The following is a 12,668-nucleotide window of genomic DNA, read 5'->3' as shown; positions in this document are numbered from 1 at the left end:
GAGAACACGCTGTGGCTACGCTCATCTCGGTCAAAAACCTCGTCAAAGTCTTCCCCGGGGTGAAGGCGCTGGACAAAGTGCAGTTTGACCTGCAGTCTGGCGAAGTGCATGCCCTGATGGGCGAGAACGGGGCGGGCAAATCCACCCTGATGAAAGTGCTGGCCGGGGTGTACCGCAAAGACGATGGGCAAGTACTGGTCGATGGCAAAGAGGTGGATATCCAAAATCCCTCGCACGCGCAGCAGCTGGGTATTGGCATCATCCACCAAGAGTTGCACCTGATGCAGCACCTGACGGTGGCGCAAAACATCTTCATTGGCCGTGAGCCAAGCCGCTTTGGGGGCTTGTTCTTGGATGAAGCACGCCTGAACGAGCAAGCCAGCCAGATACTGGCCCAGTTGCGTTTGCAGTTGGCCCCCACCACTTTGGTGGGCGAACTGACGGTGGCCAAGCAGCAAATGGTGGAAATTGCCAAGGCGCTGAGTTTTCACTCCCGTGTGCTCATCATGGACGAGCCCACTGCCGCGCTGAACAACGCTGAAATTGAGGAGCTGTTTCGCATCATCCGCCAGCTCAAGGCCGAAGGCGTGGGCGTGGTCTATATCTCGCACAAGATGGACGAGATACAGCGCATCGCTGACCGCATCACGGTCATGCGCGATGGCACCTACATCGACACCGTACCCGCCCACACCCCCATGGAGCAGGTGATTGCCATGATGGTGGGGCGCAAGCTGGAAACCAGCAGCAAAGCCATACCCGACACCCGTGGCAACGAAGTGGTGCTGGACGTGCGCGGCATCACCCGCGGACGCACTATCCGCGACGTGAGCTTTCAGGTTCGCCGTGGCGAGATCGTGGGCTTTGCCGGCCTCATGGGGGCTGGCCGCACCGAGGTGGCGCGTGCCATTTTTGGGGCCGACCCCATCGACACGGGCGATGTGTACGTGAAAGGCCAGCGCCTGCGCTTGCGCCAGCCACAAGATGCGGTGCGCGCCGGGGTGGGCTACTTGTCCGAAGACCGCAAGCACTTTGGCCTGGCCACCGGCATGGATGTGCAGAGCAACATCACGCTGCCCAGCTTGTCGCGTTGGCTGCGCGCGGGGGTGTTTATCCACCAAACCGCCATTACCGACATTGCCCAGCAGATGGTGGAGAAGCTGCGCATCAAGACCCCCTCGGTTTACCAGCTCTCCAAGCTGCTGTCGGGGGGCAACCAGCAAAAAGTAGTGATCGCTAAATGGCTGGTGCAGGACTGCGATGTGCTGATTTTTGATGAGCCCACACGCGGCATAGACATTGGTGCCAAGACCGAGATTTACAAGCTGCTCAACGACTTGGCTGCCCAAGGCCGGGCCATTGTGGTGATTTCCAGCGAATTGCCCGAAGTGCTGCTGCTAAGCCACCGCATTTTGGTGATGTGCGAAGGCCGCATCACTGGCGAAGTGCGTGGTGACCAAGCCACCCAAGAAAACCTGATGGCCTTGGCCACCCGCCGCGAAGTACAGACATAAAACGAGGTGACACCTTTCATGACACAAGAAAAACCTGCTTCTTCTGGCGCATTGAGCCGCCTGTTGGCCGGCCAAGCCAAGCAAAAACTGCTGGCCTTTGCCAGCTTGCTGGCGCTGCTGGTGGTGTTCACGGTGCTCAAGCCCGATGCGTTCATGACGCAAGAGAACATCATCGCCATCTTGCAGTCCACCACCGTCATTGCGGTGCTGGCCATAGCGTGTACCTTTGTCATCATCACCTCCGGCATCGACCTGTCGGTGGGAGTGCTCATGACGTTTTGCGCCGTCATGGGCGGCATGTTCATGGTGGAGTGGGGCTTCAACATGTACGTCGGCATAGCCTTCACTATCTTGGTGGGGGCCTTGTGTGGGGCGTTCTCCGGCTGGGCCATTACCCGCTTGCGCGTGCCGCCGTTCATTGCCACGCTGGGCATGATGATGTTGCTCAAAGGGGCTTCCCTCATCATCACCAAGACACGGCCTATCTACTTCAACGATGTGGAGGGGTTTGACCAAATTTCCTTGGGCTCGGTCATTGGCGACATCTTTCCCTCGCTGCCCATTCCCAACGGGGTGCTCATCATGTTTTTGGTGGCGGTGCTGTGCGCCATCGTCCTGAACAAAACCGCGCTGGGCCGCTATACCTTCGCCTTGGGCAGCAACGAAGAGGCGGTGCGTTTGTCTGGCGTGAACGTGAACCGCTGGAAGGTCATCGTCTACACCTTCAGCGGCGCTATCTGCGGCGTGGCGGGGCTGCTCATTGCCTCGCGCCTGAACTCGGCCCAGCCCGCTTTGGGCCAGGGCTACGAGCTCGATGCCATCGCTGCTGTAGTGATCGGCGGCACATCGCTTAGCGGTGGTGTGGGCACGATTTTGGGAACCATCATCGGCGCCTTCATCATGAGCGTTCTCATCAATGGTCTGCGCATCATGTCGGTAGCGCAGGAGTGGCAAATGGTGTTGACCGGCCTGATCATCATTTTGGCGGTCTATACCGATATTTTGCGCCGCAGCAAGTCCTAAGGAGGTGGTTGATCAGCAACTACGCCTCTTTGCAGTTTTTTCGGTCAGTTGAGTTCACAAACCCATTTAACAGGAGACAAACCATGAACGCAAAACGACAGTTATTGGCATTGACAGCAGGCTTGGCTTTGGCTGGTTTTACCAGCATGGCAGGCGCGCAAGAGATTTACATCCCCCTCATTTCCAAAGGCTTCCAGCACCAGTTCTGGCAAGCGGTCAAACAAGGCGCTGACCAAGCCGCCAAGGACTTGAAGGTCAAGGTCACTTTTGAAGGCCCCGAGACCGAGCAGCAAGTGGACAAGCAAATCGACATGCTCTCTGCCGCACTGGCCAAAAAGCCCCAGGCCATTGGTTTTGCCGCGCTCGATAGCAAGGCGGCTATTCCGCTGCTGAAAAAGGCCCAAGCGGCCAAAATTCCGGTAATCGGTTTTGACTCGGGCGTGGACAGCGACATCATCGTCACCACGGCACAAACCGACAGCAAAGCCGCTGCCGCACTGGCTGCTGACAAGATGGCCGAGAAGATTGGTGGCGAAGGCGAAGTGGCGGTGATTGGCCACGACCAAACCAGCCGCACGGGCGTGGATCGCCGCGATGGCTTTGTCAACCAGATCAAGGCCAAGTACCCCAAGATCCAGGTGGTGGACATCCAGTACGGCAACGGCGACCACCTCAAGTCGGCAGAAATTGCCAAGACTTTGCTGCAAGCCCACCCCAAACTCAAAGGCATCTTCGGCACCAACGAAGGTTCTGCCATCGGCGCTGGCAAGGGTATCAAGGAGGCCAAGAAGTCCATCGTGATCATTGGTTTTGACTCCGGCAAGGCCCAGAAAGACATGATCATGGATGGCACCATCGCAGGCGCTATCACCCAAAACCCCGTCGGTATTGGCTACAAGACCGTGGAAGCGGCGGTCAAAGCCATCAAGGGTGAGAAGTTGCCCAAGATCATCGATACCGGCTTTTACTACTACGACAAAACCAATATCAAGGACCCCAAGGTCGCAGCCGTTTTGTACGACTGATCTGCTAAATCGGCAAGTGGATGCATGGGCATCCCTTGCCATTGTTTGAACCACGAAAAGGAAGAACTGTGAAACTACTGCGCTACGGATTGCCTGGTCAAGAAAAACCCGGCGTGTTGGATGCCCAAGGTCGGGTGCGCGATTTGTCGGCTCATATTGCCGATGTGGCTGGTGCAGCCCTGCTGCCCGAGTCGCTCCAACGTTTGCGGGGCGTAGACATCCATTCCTTGCCGGTGGTGCAGGGCACTGCGCAGCAAGACCTGCGCTTGGGGCCTTGTGTGGGGCAGATTGGCAAGTTCATCTGCATCGGCCTGAACTATTCCGATCACGCGGCAGAAAGCGGCATGCAAGTGCCGCCAGAGCCCGTGGTGTTCAACAAATGGACCAGCGCGGTGGTGGGGCCTGACGATGCGGTGGAAATCCCCCGTGGCTCGCAAAAGACCGACTGGGAAGTGGAGCTGGGCGTGGTCATTGGCAAGCCTGGCCGCTACATCAGCGAGGCCGATGCGCTCTCGCACGTGGCCGGTTATTGCGTGGTCAACGACGTGTCCGAGCGCGAATACCAACTGGAGCGCAGCGGCACCTGGGACAAGGGCAAGGGCTGCGACACCTTTGGCCCCATTGGCCCTTGGCTGGTGACGGCCGACGAAGTGCCCAACCCCCAAGCCCTGAAGATGTGGCTGGAAGTGGATGGCAAGCGCTACCAAGACGGCAGCACCGCCACCATGGTGTACCAAGTGGCTTTCCTCATCAGCTACCTGAGCCGCTTTATGAGTTTGCAAAGTGGCGACGTGATCTCCACCGGCACCCCACCCGGCGTGGGCATGGGCCAGAAACCCCCGGTCTACCTGCGTGCTGGCCAAACCATGCACTTGGGCATTGAAGGCTTGGGTAGCCAGACCCAACGCACCAAACAGGCTTAACCCACGACCCATCCCGCTATGACCAAAATCACCGACATGCGCGTCGTGGACGTGCGCTTTCCCACCTCGCAGCATCTGGACGGATCGGACGCCATGAACCCCGATCCCGACTACTCGGCGGCGTATGTCATCCTCAAGACCGACAGCCCGCACGAAGGCCATGGACTGACCTTCACGATAGGCCGTGGCAACGAGATTTGCTGCGCAGCCATAAAAGCCATGCGCCACTTGGTGGTGGGGCTGGACATGGACTGGGTGGCCGAAGACATGGGGCGGTTTTGGCGCTACATCACCTCAGACAGCCAGCTGCGCTGGATTGGCCCGGACAAAGGCGCCATCCACCTGGCCACGGGCGCGGTGGTCAACGCGGTGTGGGACTTGTGGGCCAAGCTCGAAGGCGTGCCCGTTTGGAAGCTGGTGGCGCGCATGAGCCCCGAGGAGTTGGTCCAGCTGATCGACTTTCGCTACATCACCGACTGCATCACGCCCGAGGAGGCGCTGGCCTTTTTCCGCCAGCAAGCCGTGGGCAAGGCCGAGCGCATCGCCACGCTGGAGCGCGAGGGCTACCCCTGCTATACCACCTCGGCTGGCTGGCTAGGCTACGACGACGACAAGCTGCGCCGCTTGGCCCAAGAAGCGGTGGATGCGGGTTTTAACCACATCAAACTCAAGGTAGGGCGCGATAAGGCGGACGACATTCGCCGCCTGCGCATTGCCCGCGAGGTGCTTGGGCCCAACCGCCACCTCATGATCGACGCCAACCAAGTGTGGGAAGTGCCACAAGCCATTGAGTGGGTGCGCGAGTTGGCTTTTGCCAAGCCGTGGTTTATCGAGGAGCCCACCAGCCCTGACGATATCGAGGGCCATCGCCAAATACGCGAAGGTGTAGCCCCGGTGAAGGTGGCTACGGGCGAGATGTGCCAGAACCGCGTCATCTTCAAGCAGCTCATCATGCGCGGCGCTATCGATGTGGTGCAAATCGACTCGTGCCGCTTGGGCGGTGTGAACGAAATTTTGGCCGTCATGCTCATGGCGGCCAAGTACCAGTTGCCCGTGTGCCCGCACGCAGGCGGCGTGGGCCTGTGTGAGTATGTGCAGCACCTGTCCATGATCGACTACCTGTGCATTTCGGGCACCCGCGAAGGCCGCGTAATCGAGTACGTAGACCATTTGCACGAGCATTTTTTGGACCCCTGCGTCATCCAGAACGCGGCTTACATGCCGCCGCAGTTGCCCGGTTTCTCGATCGAGATGAAGGCCGCCTCGCTGGTGCAGTACCAGTACAAAGGCTAAGCCCAGCTTCGCCACTGGCCGCATGCTGCTATGAAGATAGACACCCACCAGCACTACTGGCACTACAGCGCGCAAGACTATGGCTGGATTGGGGACAGCATGCCTGCCTTGAAGCGGGATTGTTTGCCCCATGACATTGCCCCCCTCTTGCAGCTTGCCGGGGTGCAGGCGGTGGTGGCGGTGCAAGCGCGTATCAGCGTGGCAGAAACGGACTTTCTGCTCAGTCTTGCGGCGCAGCATCCGCACATAGTGGGTGTGGTGGGCTGGGCTGATTTGGCATCGCCCCAGCTCGCAACCGATGTGGAGCGCTGGCAGCAGCAGAGCGCCTTCAAAGGCCTGCGCCACATCTTGCAGGACGAACCCGATGTAGCGGCCTGGCTGGCGAACAAAGGCCACCAACAGGGCGTGGCCCTGCTGCAGAAAAACCGCTTGGTGTACGACGTGCTCATTTACCAGCAGCACCTGCCGCTGGTGCAAGCGTTCTGCCGCCAGCATGACCAGCACTGGCTGGTACTAGACCACGCGGCCAAGCCGCGCTTGCAACAGTGGGGCACGAGCACCATGGCCGAATGGACGCAAGGCATCCGCGAGCTGGCACAGCTCCCCCACCTCATGTGCAAGATTTCTGGCTTGGTGACCGAAACCGCGTGGGCTCAGCAACCGGCGCTGCAGGCTCAGGACAAAGCCCACATCCAGATGTGCATGGACGTGGTGCTAGAGGCCTTTGGCCCGCAGCGCATCATGTTTGGTTCCGATTGGCCCGTGTGCCAACTGGCCGCTCCGTACGAACAGGTACACGACATGGCGCATGCATGGGCCTTGTCGCGCCTAAGCCTAGCCGAGCAGGCCGATTTTTGGAGTGGCAATGCGCAGCGCTGCTACCAGCTCAGCCTACCTGCGTCCAGCCAGCTAGTTTCCCCTTCCCCTTAATACCGACAATCAGCCCAAAGGACTTGCTGCTTTATGGATCTGCATTTGCAAGGCAAAGCCGTCATAGTGACCGGTGGAGGCAGCGGCATAGGCGCTGCCATCAGCCTGACTCTGGCCCGCGAGGGGGCCATACCCGTGGTGTTGGGCAAAGATCCATTGCTGCCCGAGTTTGAAGCTGCGCTGATTGACCAAGCCAAGGCTGGTTATGCCTTCTTTCAGCTCGACTTGGGGGACAGCAACGCCTGCGCCCGGGCCGTGGCGCATGCTGTGGAACGGTTTGGGCATTTGTACGGCTTGGTGAACAACGCGGGTGTGAACGATGGCGTGGGACTCGATGCGGGGCCTGATGCATTTGTCACTTCGCTGCAGCGCAACCTAGTGCACTACTACACCATGGCGCACTACTGCGTGCCTTATTTGCGCCAGTCCAAGGGGGCGATTGTGAACATCGGCTCCAAAACCGCCTTAACAGGGCAGGGCAACACCAGCGGCTACACAGCGGCCAAAGGCGGGCAGCTCTCCCTTACCCGCGAATGGGCCGCTTCGCTCTTAGCCGATGGCGTGCGCGTCAACGCCGTCATCCCCGCCGAGGTCATGACCCCGCTGTACGAGCGCTGGATCAACACCTTCCCCCATCCTGAGCAAAAGCTGGCTTCCATCACCGCCCGCATACCGCTGGGTCAGCGCATGACCACGCCGCAAGAGATTGCCAACACGGTGGTGTTCACCCTGTCGGAATTGGCTTCGCACACCACCGGGCAGTGGTTGTTTGTGGATGGGGGCTACACGCATTTGGATAGGGCATTGACCTGATGTGCATTGGGTGCACGGTGTGGTTGTATCAACACTCAAGGAGCCGTTATGAACCAGCTGAAAAATCTTGCGTTTTCTAAGGTTCTTTTCCTTTGTTTTGTTTCACTCATCGCGTTGTCTGCATTGACGGGGATTGTGAACTCTGTGGCTATTAGCCAAATACAGCAAAAGTTTGAAGGCATCATCGTGGACAACAACGCCAAAGAGCGTTTGGCGCGCGAGATGAATGTGGCGGTCTGGAACATCGCCCTGTCCTCTAAAGAGGCTTTGCTGGCCAATAGCGATGAAGAGAAGGTGCGCGAGAAAAAAAACTACAGCCAGCAGTTGCAAAACTACCGGGCTGCGTTGGAGCAGTTGCGCGCTTCAAGCGCCCAATCGAGTGCAATTGCCAGTGCTACTGATACCGTGTTGACGGCGGGCAATGCCTCTATCGACTTGCTCGACAAATATTACGCCGCCATAGAGCAGTCCAAAGACTCTGAAGCCATGCGTTTGCGCCAAGCTTTGGAAAAACCCTTCACCACCTGGAGCGCTGCTATACAGGGGGTTGTGTTGGCGATTACCAAGGAAAACGAAGGCCTTTTTAATGAGTCCCAATCCTTGGGCAATTTCATCACCAAGGTGTCCATGGCATTGGTACTTGTCAGTGTGGTGGGGGGCGCGCTGATTGCGCGCTTCAGTTACCGGCTGCTGTTTAACCAGTTGGGTAGTGAACCCAGAGAGGTCGTTCACATCACCAAGACCATAGGCGATGGCGATTTGAGTAAGCGCATCGATTTGCGAAAAGCCAGTGAGGGCAGTCTGCTAGGCGAAATGAAAAGCATGCAGGACAAGTTGATCGCCGTGGTGCAGTCGGTACGCTTGGGTGCAGAGGCCGTGGCCAATACCAGCGCGGAAATCGCGCAAGGCAATAATGATTTGAGTCAACGCACCGAGCAGCAGGCTACTTCGCTGCAGCAGACATCGACTTTCATGCAAAGCCTTACCCGCTCTACCCGCGAAAACCTGCAAACAGCCCAGCATGTGACGCAGTTGGCCAGCAAGGCATCGCATGTGGCACAAGAGGGTGGGGCCATCGTCAACTCTGTCATCGACAAGATGAAGACCATTGATGAGTCGAGCAAGCGCATAGCCGACATCATTGGGGTGATCGACGGTATTGCTTTTCAGACCAACATCTTGGCTTTGAATGCTGCCGTAGAGGCTGCGCGTGCGGGTGAAAATGGTCGTGGCTTTGCTGTTGTGGCCTCTGAGGTGCGTAGCTTGGCCAGCCGTAGCGCACAGGCGGCCAAAGAGATTAAAACCTTGATCGATGACAGCGTGCACAACGTGCAAGACGGCAATCAATTGGTGGACACTGCAGGTGCCACCATGACGCAGGTGGTGCAAGCCATTGCCGAGTTGAGCTCGTTTGTAGCGAAGATCAGCACGGCCAGCGCCCAACAAACCGAACGCATTGATGTGGCAGGGCATTCGATAGAAAAGATGGAAGAAACCACCCAGCAGAACGCGGCACTGGTAGAGCAAATGGCTGCAGCCGCTAATAGCTTGCGCATGCAAGCCGATGAACTGGTGACGGTGGTAGCCAGATTCAAACTAGGACATGGCGTATGACAAACCATCTGCTAAGCCAACGCTACGCCTTGGCGCTGGACTTGGTGGACGACCCCACCAAGATTGCCGAGTACGAAAAAGCCCACGAACGCATTTGGCCCACGGTGCGCGACCACCTGCGCGAGCAGGGCGTAACAGGCATGGAGATTTACCGCTTGGGCACGCGCCTTTTTATGGTGATGGAAGTCGACCCCGCCCGCTACGACGCACAGCGCATGGCGCAGGCGGCAGAGACCAACCCCGACATCGTGCGCTGGGAGGCGCTGATGTGGACTTACCAAGCCCCCACGCCGTGGACACCCGCTGGCCAGAAGTGGGTGCCCATGCAGCGCATATTCAACTTGGCAGAGCAGTAGGTTCTGGTCAATCCGCCTGCACGTTGCACTCGCGGCGCAGCACCGCCAGCGCGTCGTAGAGCTGGTAGTCCATGTCGCTGAGCAGGGTGCGGCGGCTTTCGTCCAAAAAGCTCTGCCACAGCGCCAGGTAGTCGTCGCGGTGTTCGTCGGGGGCGCAGGTGCGGATGAACTCGGTCACCACCGCATCGTCCAGCCCGGTTTTGCGCAGTTTGCGCACCAGCGTGGCGGCGGCTTTTTCGGTCAGCATGGTTTTGCCTGCGGCGGCTTTGTAGCCCGCAGCCATGTTGATGAAAAGTGTGAGCAGCGACGCCTCGTCCGTATGCCCACCCGTGGCTTTGGCCCAGGTTTTGGACAGGGCTTTTTCCGCTTCCTGCACATCGGCCTGCAGGTCACCGCGCCAGTAGTAGCGGCTGGCCAGTTGCAGGCTGCCGCTAAAGAGCTTGCTCACGCTCACCTTGGGGTTGAGCAGGCGTGCTGCGTCGGTATATACGCTCTCGCGCACCTGCTCCACCGTGGCGTGCAGGGCAGGGGGCAAGTCAGCAGGCAAGGGCACCACCATGCTGCCGGGCTCGCTGCTGTACTTGCTACGAAAAGCGTTCACTATCTTGTCCCACATGGCCCAGGCTGGCATCTTTTTGCATTTGCAGGCCAGCGCCAGCAAACCGGTGCGGATGATGGCCTCGGCATCGCGGTCGCACTCCAGCAGCTCGTCCGCGTCCATGTCCAGCTGGCTGGCAAACCACTGCGCAGCCTGTACCAGCGCGGCCACTTGCTGGCGGCGTTCGTACTCCACTTGGAACTCGGGGTACAGCTCGTTGCCGGGCTTGAGCGACCACTTGGCCAAGAGCGGTATGTGCTCGTCGCGAAAGCCGCTTTTCTCCTGCAGCCCAAAGTGCGTGCTTTGCGGCAGACCCAGCATGGTTTTGAGCAAGTCCACCCCGGCTTTGGAGCGCGACAGCAGGCTGTTGTCGCGCAGCAGCTCGGCGGCTTGGAGCAGCTCGCCCTGCGTGGCGTGCAGCAGGTGCAGGCTGATGAACTGCACCATGCGCTGGCAAGCTTGCTCCAGCTCGGGGCGCAGGTACTCGGTGCCAAAGTAGCGCGCTATCTGCACCATGCCCTTGGCACCCTCGGTCTGCATTTGCTGCAGCTTGTCGGCGTTCAGCAGCCCGTGCTGCACGCCGTAGGCCACGGCTTTGTCAAAGAAAGGGCGGGCGTCAAATACCGCAATGGTGCTCATAGGGGCGTGCAGGCTTGGCTAGCGTTTTAAATAGCTGACTCTTCGTCATCGTCCCGCGCAGCGGGGGTGATGCGGCCAAAGTCGATTTCCTTGGTTTCTATGCGGCCGTCGTCCGGCTCATCGGTACTCTCTTCGCCGCTGACCACGTATTCCTCTTCGCCCATCTCGTAGGCGCGGGCTTTGGCGCGCAGCACCAGCAGCATCTCGATGAACAAGTCCGGCAGTTCGTAGCGCAGTATGTAGGCCAGCTGCATCCAGTCTTGGTCGGCCACCTCGTCCTCGTCCAGCTTGGGGCGGGCGTAGGCGCTCTCGCGCAGCTCGTCTTCGTCCAGCTCGTCGCCGTCTTCTTCCACCGTGTCAAACGTGCCGGTGCGGGCAAAGGCTTCCACACGCTTCCACTTCTCGGCAAAGTAGTCGGCCAGCGCGCTGCTGCCGCCTTCCAGGTCGCCAATGGCGGTCATGAACTCCACCGGGTCGGCGTCGTCGCGGAAGATGACCGAGTTCATCATGCCGCGCAGGTGCGTGTGCGACAGGTCTTTGTACTGCTTCTCGATGACCACCGCGCGGGCAAACTGCTCGGGCGTCACCATCATGTTGATGATGGAGGACTTGGAGTTGTCGTACTCGCGGATCACGGCCAGCACGTCCTTGGCGGGCAGCTGTTCTAGCACCACCATCAGGGCGTTGTCGCCTTCGGTGTCGGCCAGCTCGGTCAGCACCGACTCCGCACCCACGATGTCGCCTGCGGCAATCAGCGCTTGGGTTTTTTCAATAACAGCCAGTTGGTTGCTTGCCATGAAGGGGGTTCCTTAGTCTTTGCTGTCAAAACCTTGTTCGGTCAGCCATGCGTTGCCAGCGGCTTCTTGCTCGCGGGCTTCGCGCTCGTCTTCGTCCAGGTACTCGTCGTCACCATGGTCGCTGTCCTCGCCATCGTGGTCTTCGTCGTCGCCAGCAGCAGCACGGCCGCTGCCTGCCTTGTCGTACTGGTGCAGCTTGGTGCGCATGAACTCCAGCGCCACGGCCACACTCATGAACCACGCGCCCTTGTCCTGCCCCAGCACGCTGTTCACCAGCGGCTCGGCCCAAGCGGCCAGTTCCACGTTTACGTGCACATCGTCCCAGTCCGGCAGGTCTTCGCTGTCGCGGCCCAGCAGGTCTTGCAGTGCGCGCGGGTTGCTAAAGCGAAAGGCGTCGTAAAACACCACAGCCACCATCTCGGGGCTCAGCTCCAGCATGTTGAGCAGGAACTGCGTTTCCTTGCGGCGCTGGGCCAGGCGCTTGTTCAGGATGTTGTTGCCCTCGGAGTCGGTGGCCAGGTCGTCCAGCTCGGCTTGGTAGGCCTTGAACAGGTGGTGGAAGAAAGGGGAAATCATGGCGGGTTCTAGTCTTTCAAAATGCGCTGCATGTAGGCCTGCCAAATCTCGGCAGCCGCTGTGGCCGGGTCGTCCAGCAGGCCACGGCGGCGGTTGTCGTCGTAGGCCTTGCGTTTGGTGTCGTCGCTGAGCACGTCGTACGCGTCCTGCACCGCACGAAACAGCGCCGCCGCCTCGGGGGCGGGGTTGCGGTCAGGGTGGTACAGGGCCGCCCGTTGGCGGTAGGCTTTTTTGATGTCTGCCAACGTGGCAGCACTGCTAAGCCCCAGGGCTGCGTAGTGGTCTTTCATGCGGCGATAAATGGGGGAAGGGGCGTGATTTTAAAGGGTGGCGGGTGCGGGTATGCTTGCGAACAAACGTTCAAGCCATTCTTGGGGGAGTTTCATGAACAGATTAATACGCAGCGACCAGATTAATTTGCAGAATTTGCGACATACATTACTACAAGGGCTTCCCCACCTTTGTCAAACAGAATCCCATCGTGGTGAATCGCGCAGCGATTGACCACGAAACCTGATTCCTTCTTCCCCTTGCCTATCACTGCGTGATCTGTGTCGTTGCCTATTG

General features: G+C 59.2%; 13 protein-coding genes. 9 read left to right on the top strand and 4 right to left on the bottom strand.

The features are described 5' to 3' along the window. Nucleotides 1-11: 11 nt before the first annotated feature. The 9 genes from KIK84_RS09775 to KIK84_RS09735 all read left to right on the top strand — a co-directional run bounded on the left by KIK84_RS09775 (nt 12) and on the right by KIK84_RS09735 (nt 9,491). On the top strand, nt 12-1,514 hold the full coding sequence (locus KIK84_RS09775; protein ID WP_214122911.1) for a sugar ABC transporter ATP-binding protein: 1,503 nt from the start codon (nt 12-14) through the stop codon (nt 1,512-1,514). Nucleotides 1,515-1,532: 18 nt separating this feature from the next. After that, nucleotides 1,533-2,537, top strand: a complete 1,005-nt coding sequence (locus KIK84_RS09770; protein WP_214122910.1) for an ABC transporter permease — start codon at nt 1,533-1,535, stop codon at nt 2,535-2,537. A gap of 83 nt (nt 2,538-2,620) precedes the next feature. After that, nucleotides 2,621-3,562 carry an ABC transporter substrate-binding protein gene (locus KIK84_RS09765; RefSeq protein ID WP_214122909.1) on the top strand — a complete coding sequence of 314 codons (942 nt, stop codon included), beginning with the start codon at nt 2,621-2,623 and terminating at the stop codon, nt 3,560-3,562. Nucleotides 3,563-3,630: 68 nt separating this feature from the next. Further along, on the top strand, nt 3,631-4,485 hold the full coding sequence (locus tag KIK84_RS09760) for a fumarylacetoacetate hydrolase family protein (protein WP_214122908.1): 855 nt from the start codon (nt 3,631-3,633) through the stop codon (nt 4,483-4,485). A gap of 18 nt (nt 4,486-4,503) precedes the next feature. Continuing rightward, nucleotides 4,504-5,778, top strand: a complete 1,275-nt coding sequence (locus KIK84_RS09755; protein WP_214122907.1) for an L-fuconate dehydratase — start codon at nt 4,504-4,506, stop codon at nt 5,776-5,778. 30 nt (nt 5,779-5,808) lie between these two features. Then, complete coding sequence (locus tag KIK84_RS09750) at nt 5,809-6,708, top strand: L-fucono-1,5-lactonase (protein WP_214122906.1); 900 nt, start codon at nt 5,809-5,811, stop codon at nt 6,706-6,708. Nucleotides 6,709-6,741: 33 nt separating this feature from the next. Further along, the gene (locus KIK84_RS09745) at nt 6,742-7,521 is read left to right on the top strand and encodes an L-fucose dehydrogenase (RefSeq protein ID WP_214122905.1); all 780 of its coding nucleotides are present in this window, start codon (nt 6,742-6,744) and stop codon (nt 7,519-7,521) included. 48 nt (nt 7,522-7,569) lie between these two features. Continuing rightward, nucleotides 7,570-9,135: a methyl-accepting chemotaxis protein gene (locus tag KIK84_RS09740; protein ID WP_214122904.1), complete on the top strand. Its 1,566-nt coding sequence runs from the start codon at nt 7,570-7,572 to the stop codon at nt 9,133-9,135. After that, entirely contained in the window at nt 9,132-9,491 is a 360-nt protein-coding gene (locus KIK84_RS09735) for an L-rhamnose mutarotase (protein ID WP_214122903.1), read from the top strand. Before KIK84_RS09740 ends, KIK84_RS09735 begins: the two co-directional genes overlap by 4 nt. Before the next feature lie 7 nt (nt 9,492-9,498). Here KIK84_RS09735 and KIK84_RS09730 read toward each other — a convergent pair whose 3' ends face one another. From KIK84_RS09730 to KIK84_RS09715, 4 genes are read right to left on the bottom strand one after another with little or no spacing between them, the layout of a single operon-like run. Next, complete coding sequence (locus KIK84_RS09730) at nt 9,499-10,728, bottom strand: hypothetical protein (protein ID WP_214122902.1); 1,230 nt, start codon at nt 10,726-10,728, stop codon at nt 9,499-9,501. 26 nt (nt 10,729-10,754) lie between these two features. Beyond that, nucleotides 10,755-11,525, bottom strand: a complete 771-nt coding sequence (locus tag KIK84_RS09725) for a hypothetical protein (protein ID WP_214122901.1) — start codon at nt 11,523-11,525, stop codon at nt 10,755-10,757. Nucleotides 11,526-11,537: 12 nt separating this feature from the next. Further along, nucleotides 11,538-12,101: a hypothetical protein gene (locus KIK84_RS09720; protein ID WP_214122900.1), complete on the bottom strand. Its 564-nt coding sequence runs from the start codon at nt 12,099-12,101 to the stop codon at nt 11,538-11,540. An 8-nt stretch (nt 12,102-12,109) separates the two neighbouring features. Continuing rightward, on the bottom strand, nt 12,110-12,391 hold the full coding sequence (locus KIK84_RS09715; protein WP_214122899.1) for a DnaJ domain-containing protein: 282 nt from the start codon (nt 12,389-12,391) through the stop codon (nt 12,110-12,112). Between the last annotated feature and the right edge of the window lie 277 nt (nt 12,392-12,668).

Origin of the sequence: Curvibacter sp. CHRR-16, from assembly GCF_018474005.1 — a bacterium.
Classification (GTDB): Bacteria; Pseudomonadota; Gammaproteobacteria; order Burkholderiales; family Burkholderiaceae_C; genus Allorhodoferax.
This window is presented reverse-complemented; position numbering and strand designations above follow the sequence as displayed.

Coding starts and splice junctions, on each gene's coding strand:
- KIK84_RS09735 (WP_214122903.1), top strand. CDS start 9,132: ATGACAAACCATCTGCTAAGCCAACGCTACGCCTTGGCGCTGGACTTG.
- KIK84_RS09725 (WP_214122901.1), bottom strand. CDS start 11,525: ATGGCAAGCAACCAACTGGCTGTTATTGAAAAAACCCAAGCGCTGATT.
- KIK84_RS09730 (WP_214122902.1), bottom strand. CDS start 10,728: ATGAGCACCATTGCGGTATTTGACGCCCGCCCTTTCTTTGACAAAGCC.
- KIK84_RS09750 (WP_214122906.1), top strand. CDS start 5,809: ATGAAGATAGACACCCACCAGCACTACTGGCACTACAGCGCGCAAGAC.
- KIK84_RS09755 (WP_214122907.1), top strand. CDS start 4,504: ATGACCAAAATCACCGACATGCGCGTCGTGGACGTGCGCTTTCCCACC.
- KIK84_RS09715 (WP_214122899.1), bottom strand. CDS start 12,391: ATGAAAGACCACTACGCAGCCCTGGGGCTTAGCAGTGCTGCCACGTTG.
- KIK84_RS09745 (WP_214122905.1), top strand. CDS start 6,742: ATGGATCTGCATTTGCAAGGCAAAGCCGTCATAGTGACCGGTGGAGGC.
- KIK84_RS09765 (WP_214122909.1), top strand. CDS start 2,621: ATGAACGCAAAACGACAGTTATTGGCATTGACAGCAGGCTTGGCTTTG.
- KIK84_RS09770 (WP_214122910.1), top strand. CDS start 1,533: ATGACACAAGAAAAACCTGCTTCTTCTGGCGCATTGAGCCGCCTGTTG.
- KIK84_RS09740 (WP_214122904.1), top strand. CDS start 7,570: ATGAACCAGCTGAAAAATCTTGCGTTTTCTAAGGTTCTTTTCCTTTGT.
- KIK84_RS09720 (WP_214122900.1), bottom strand. CDS start 12,101: ATGATTTCCCCTTTCTTCCACCACCTGTTCAAGGCCTACCAAGCCGAG.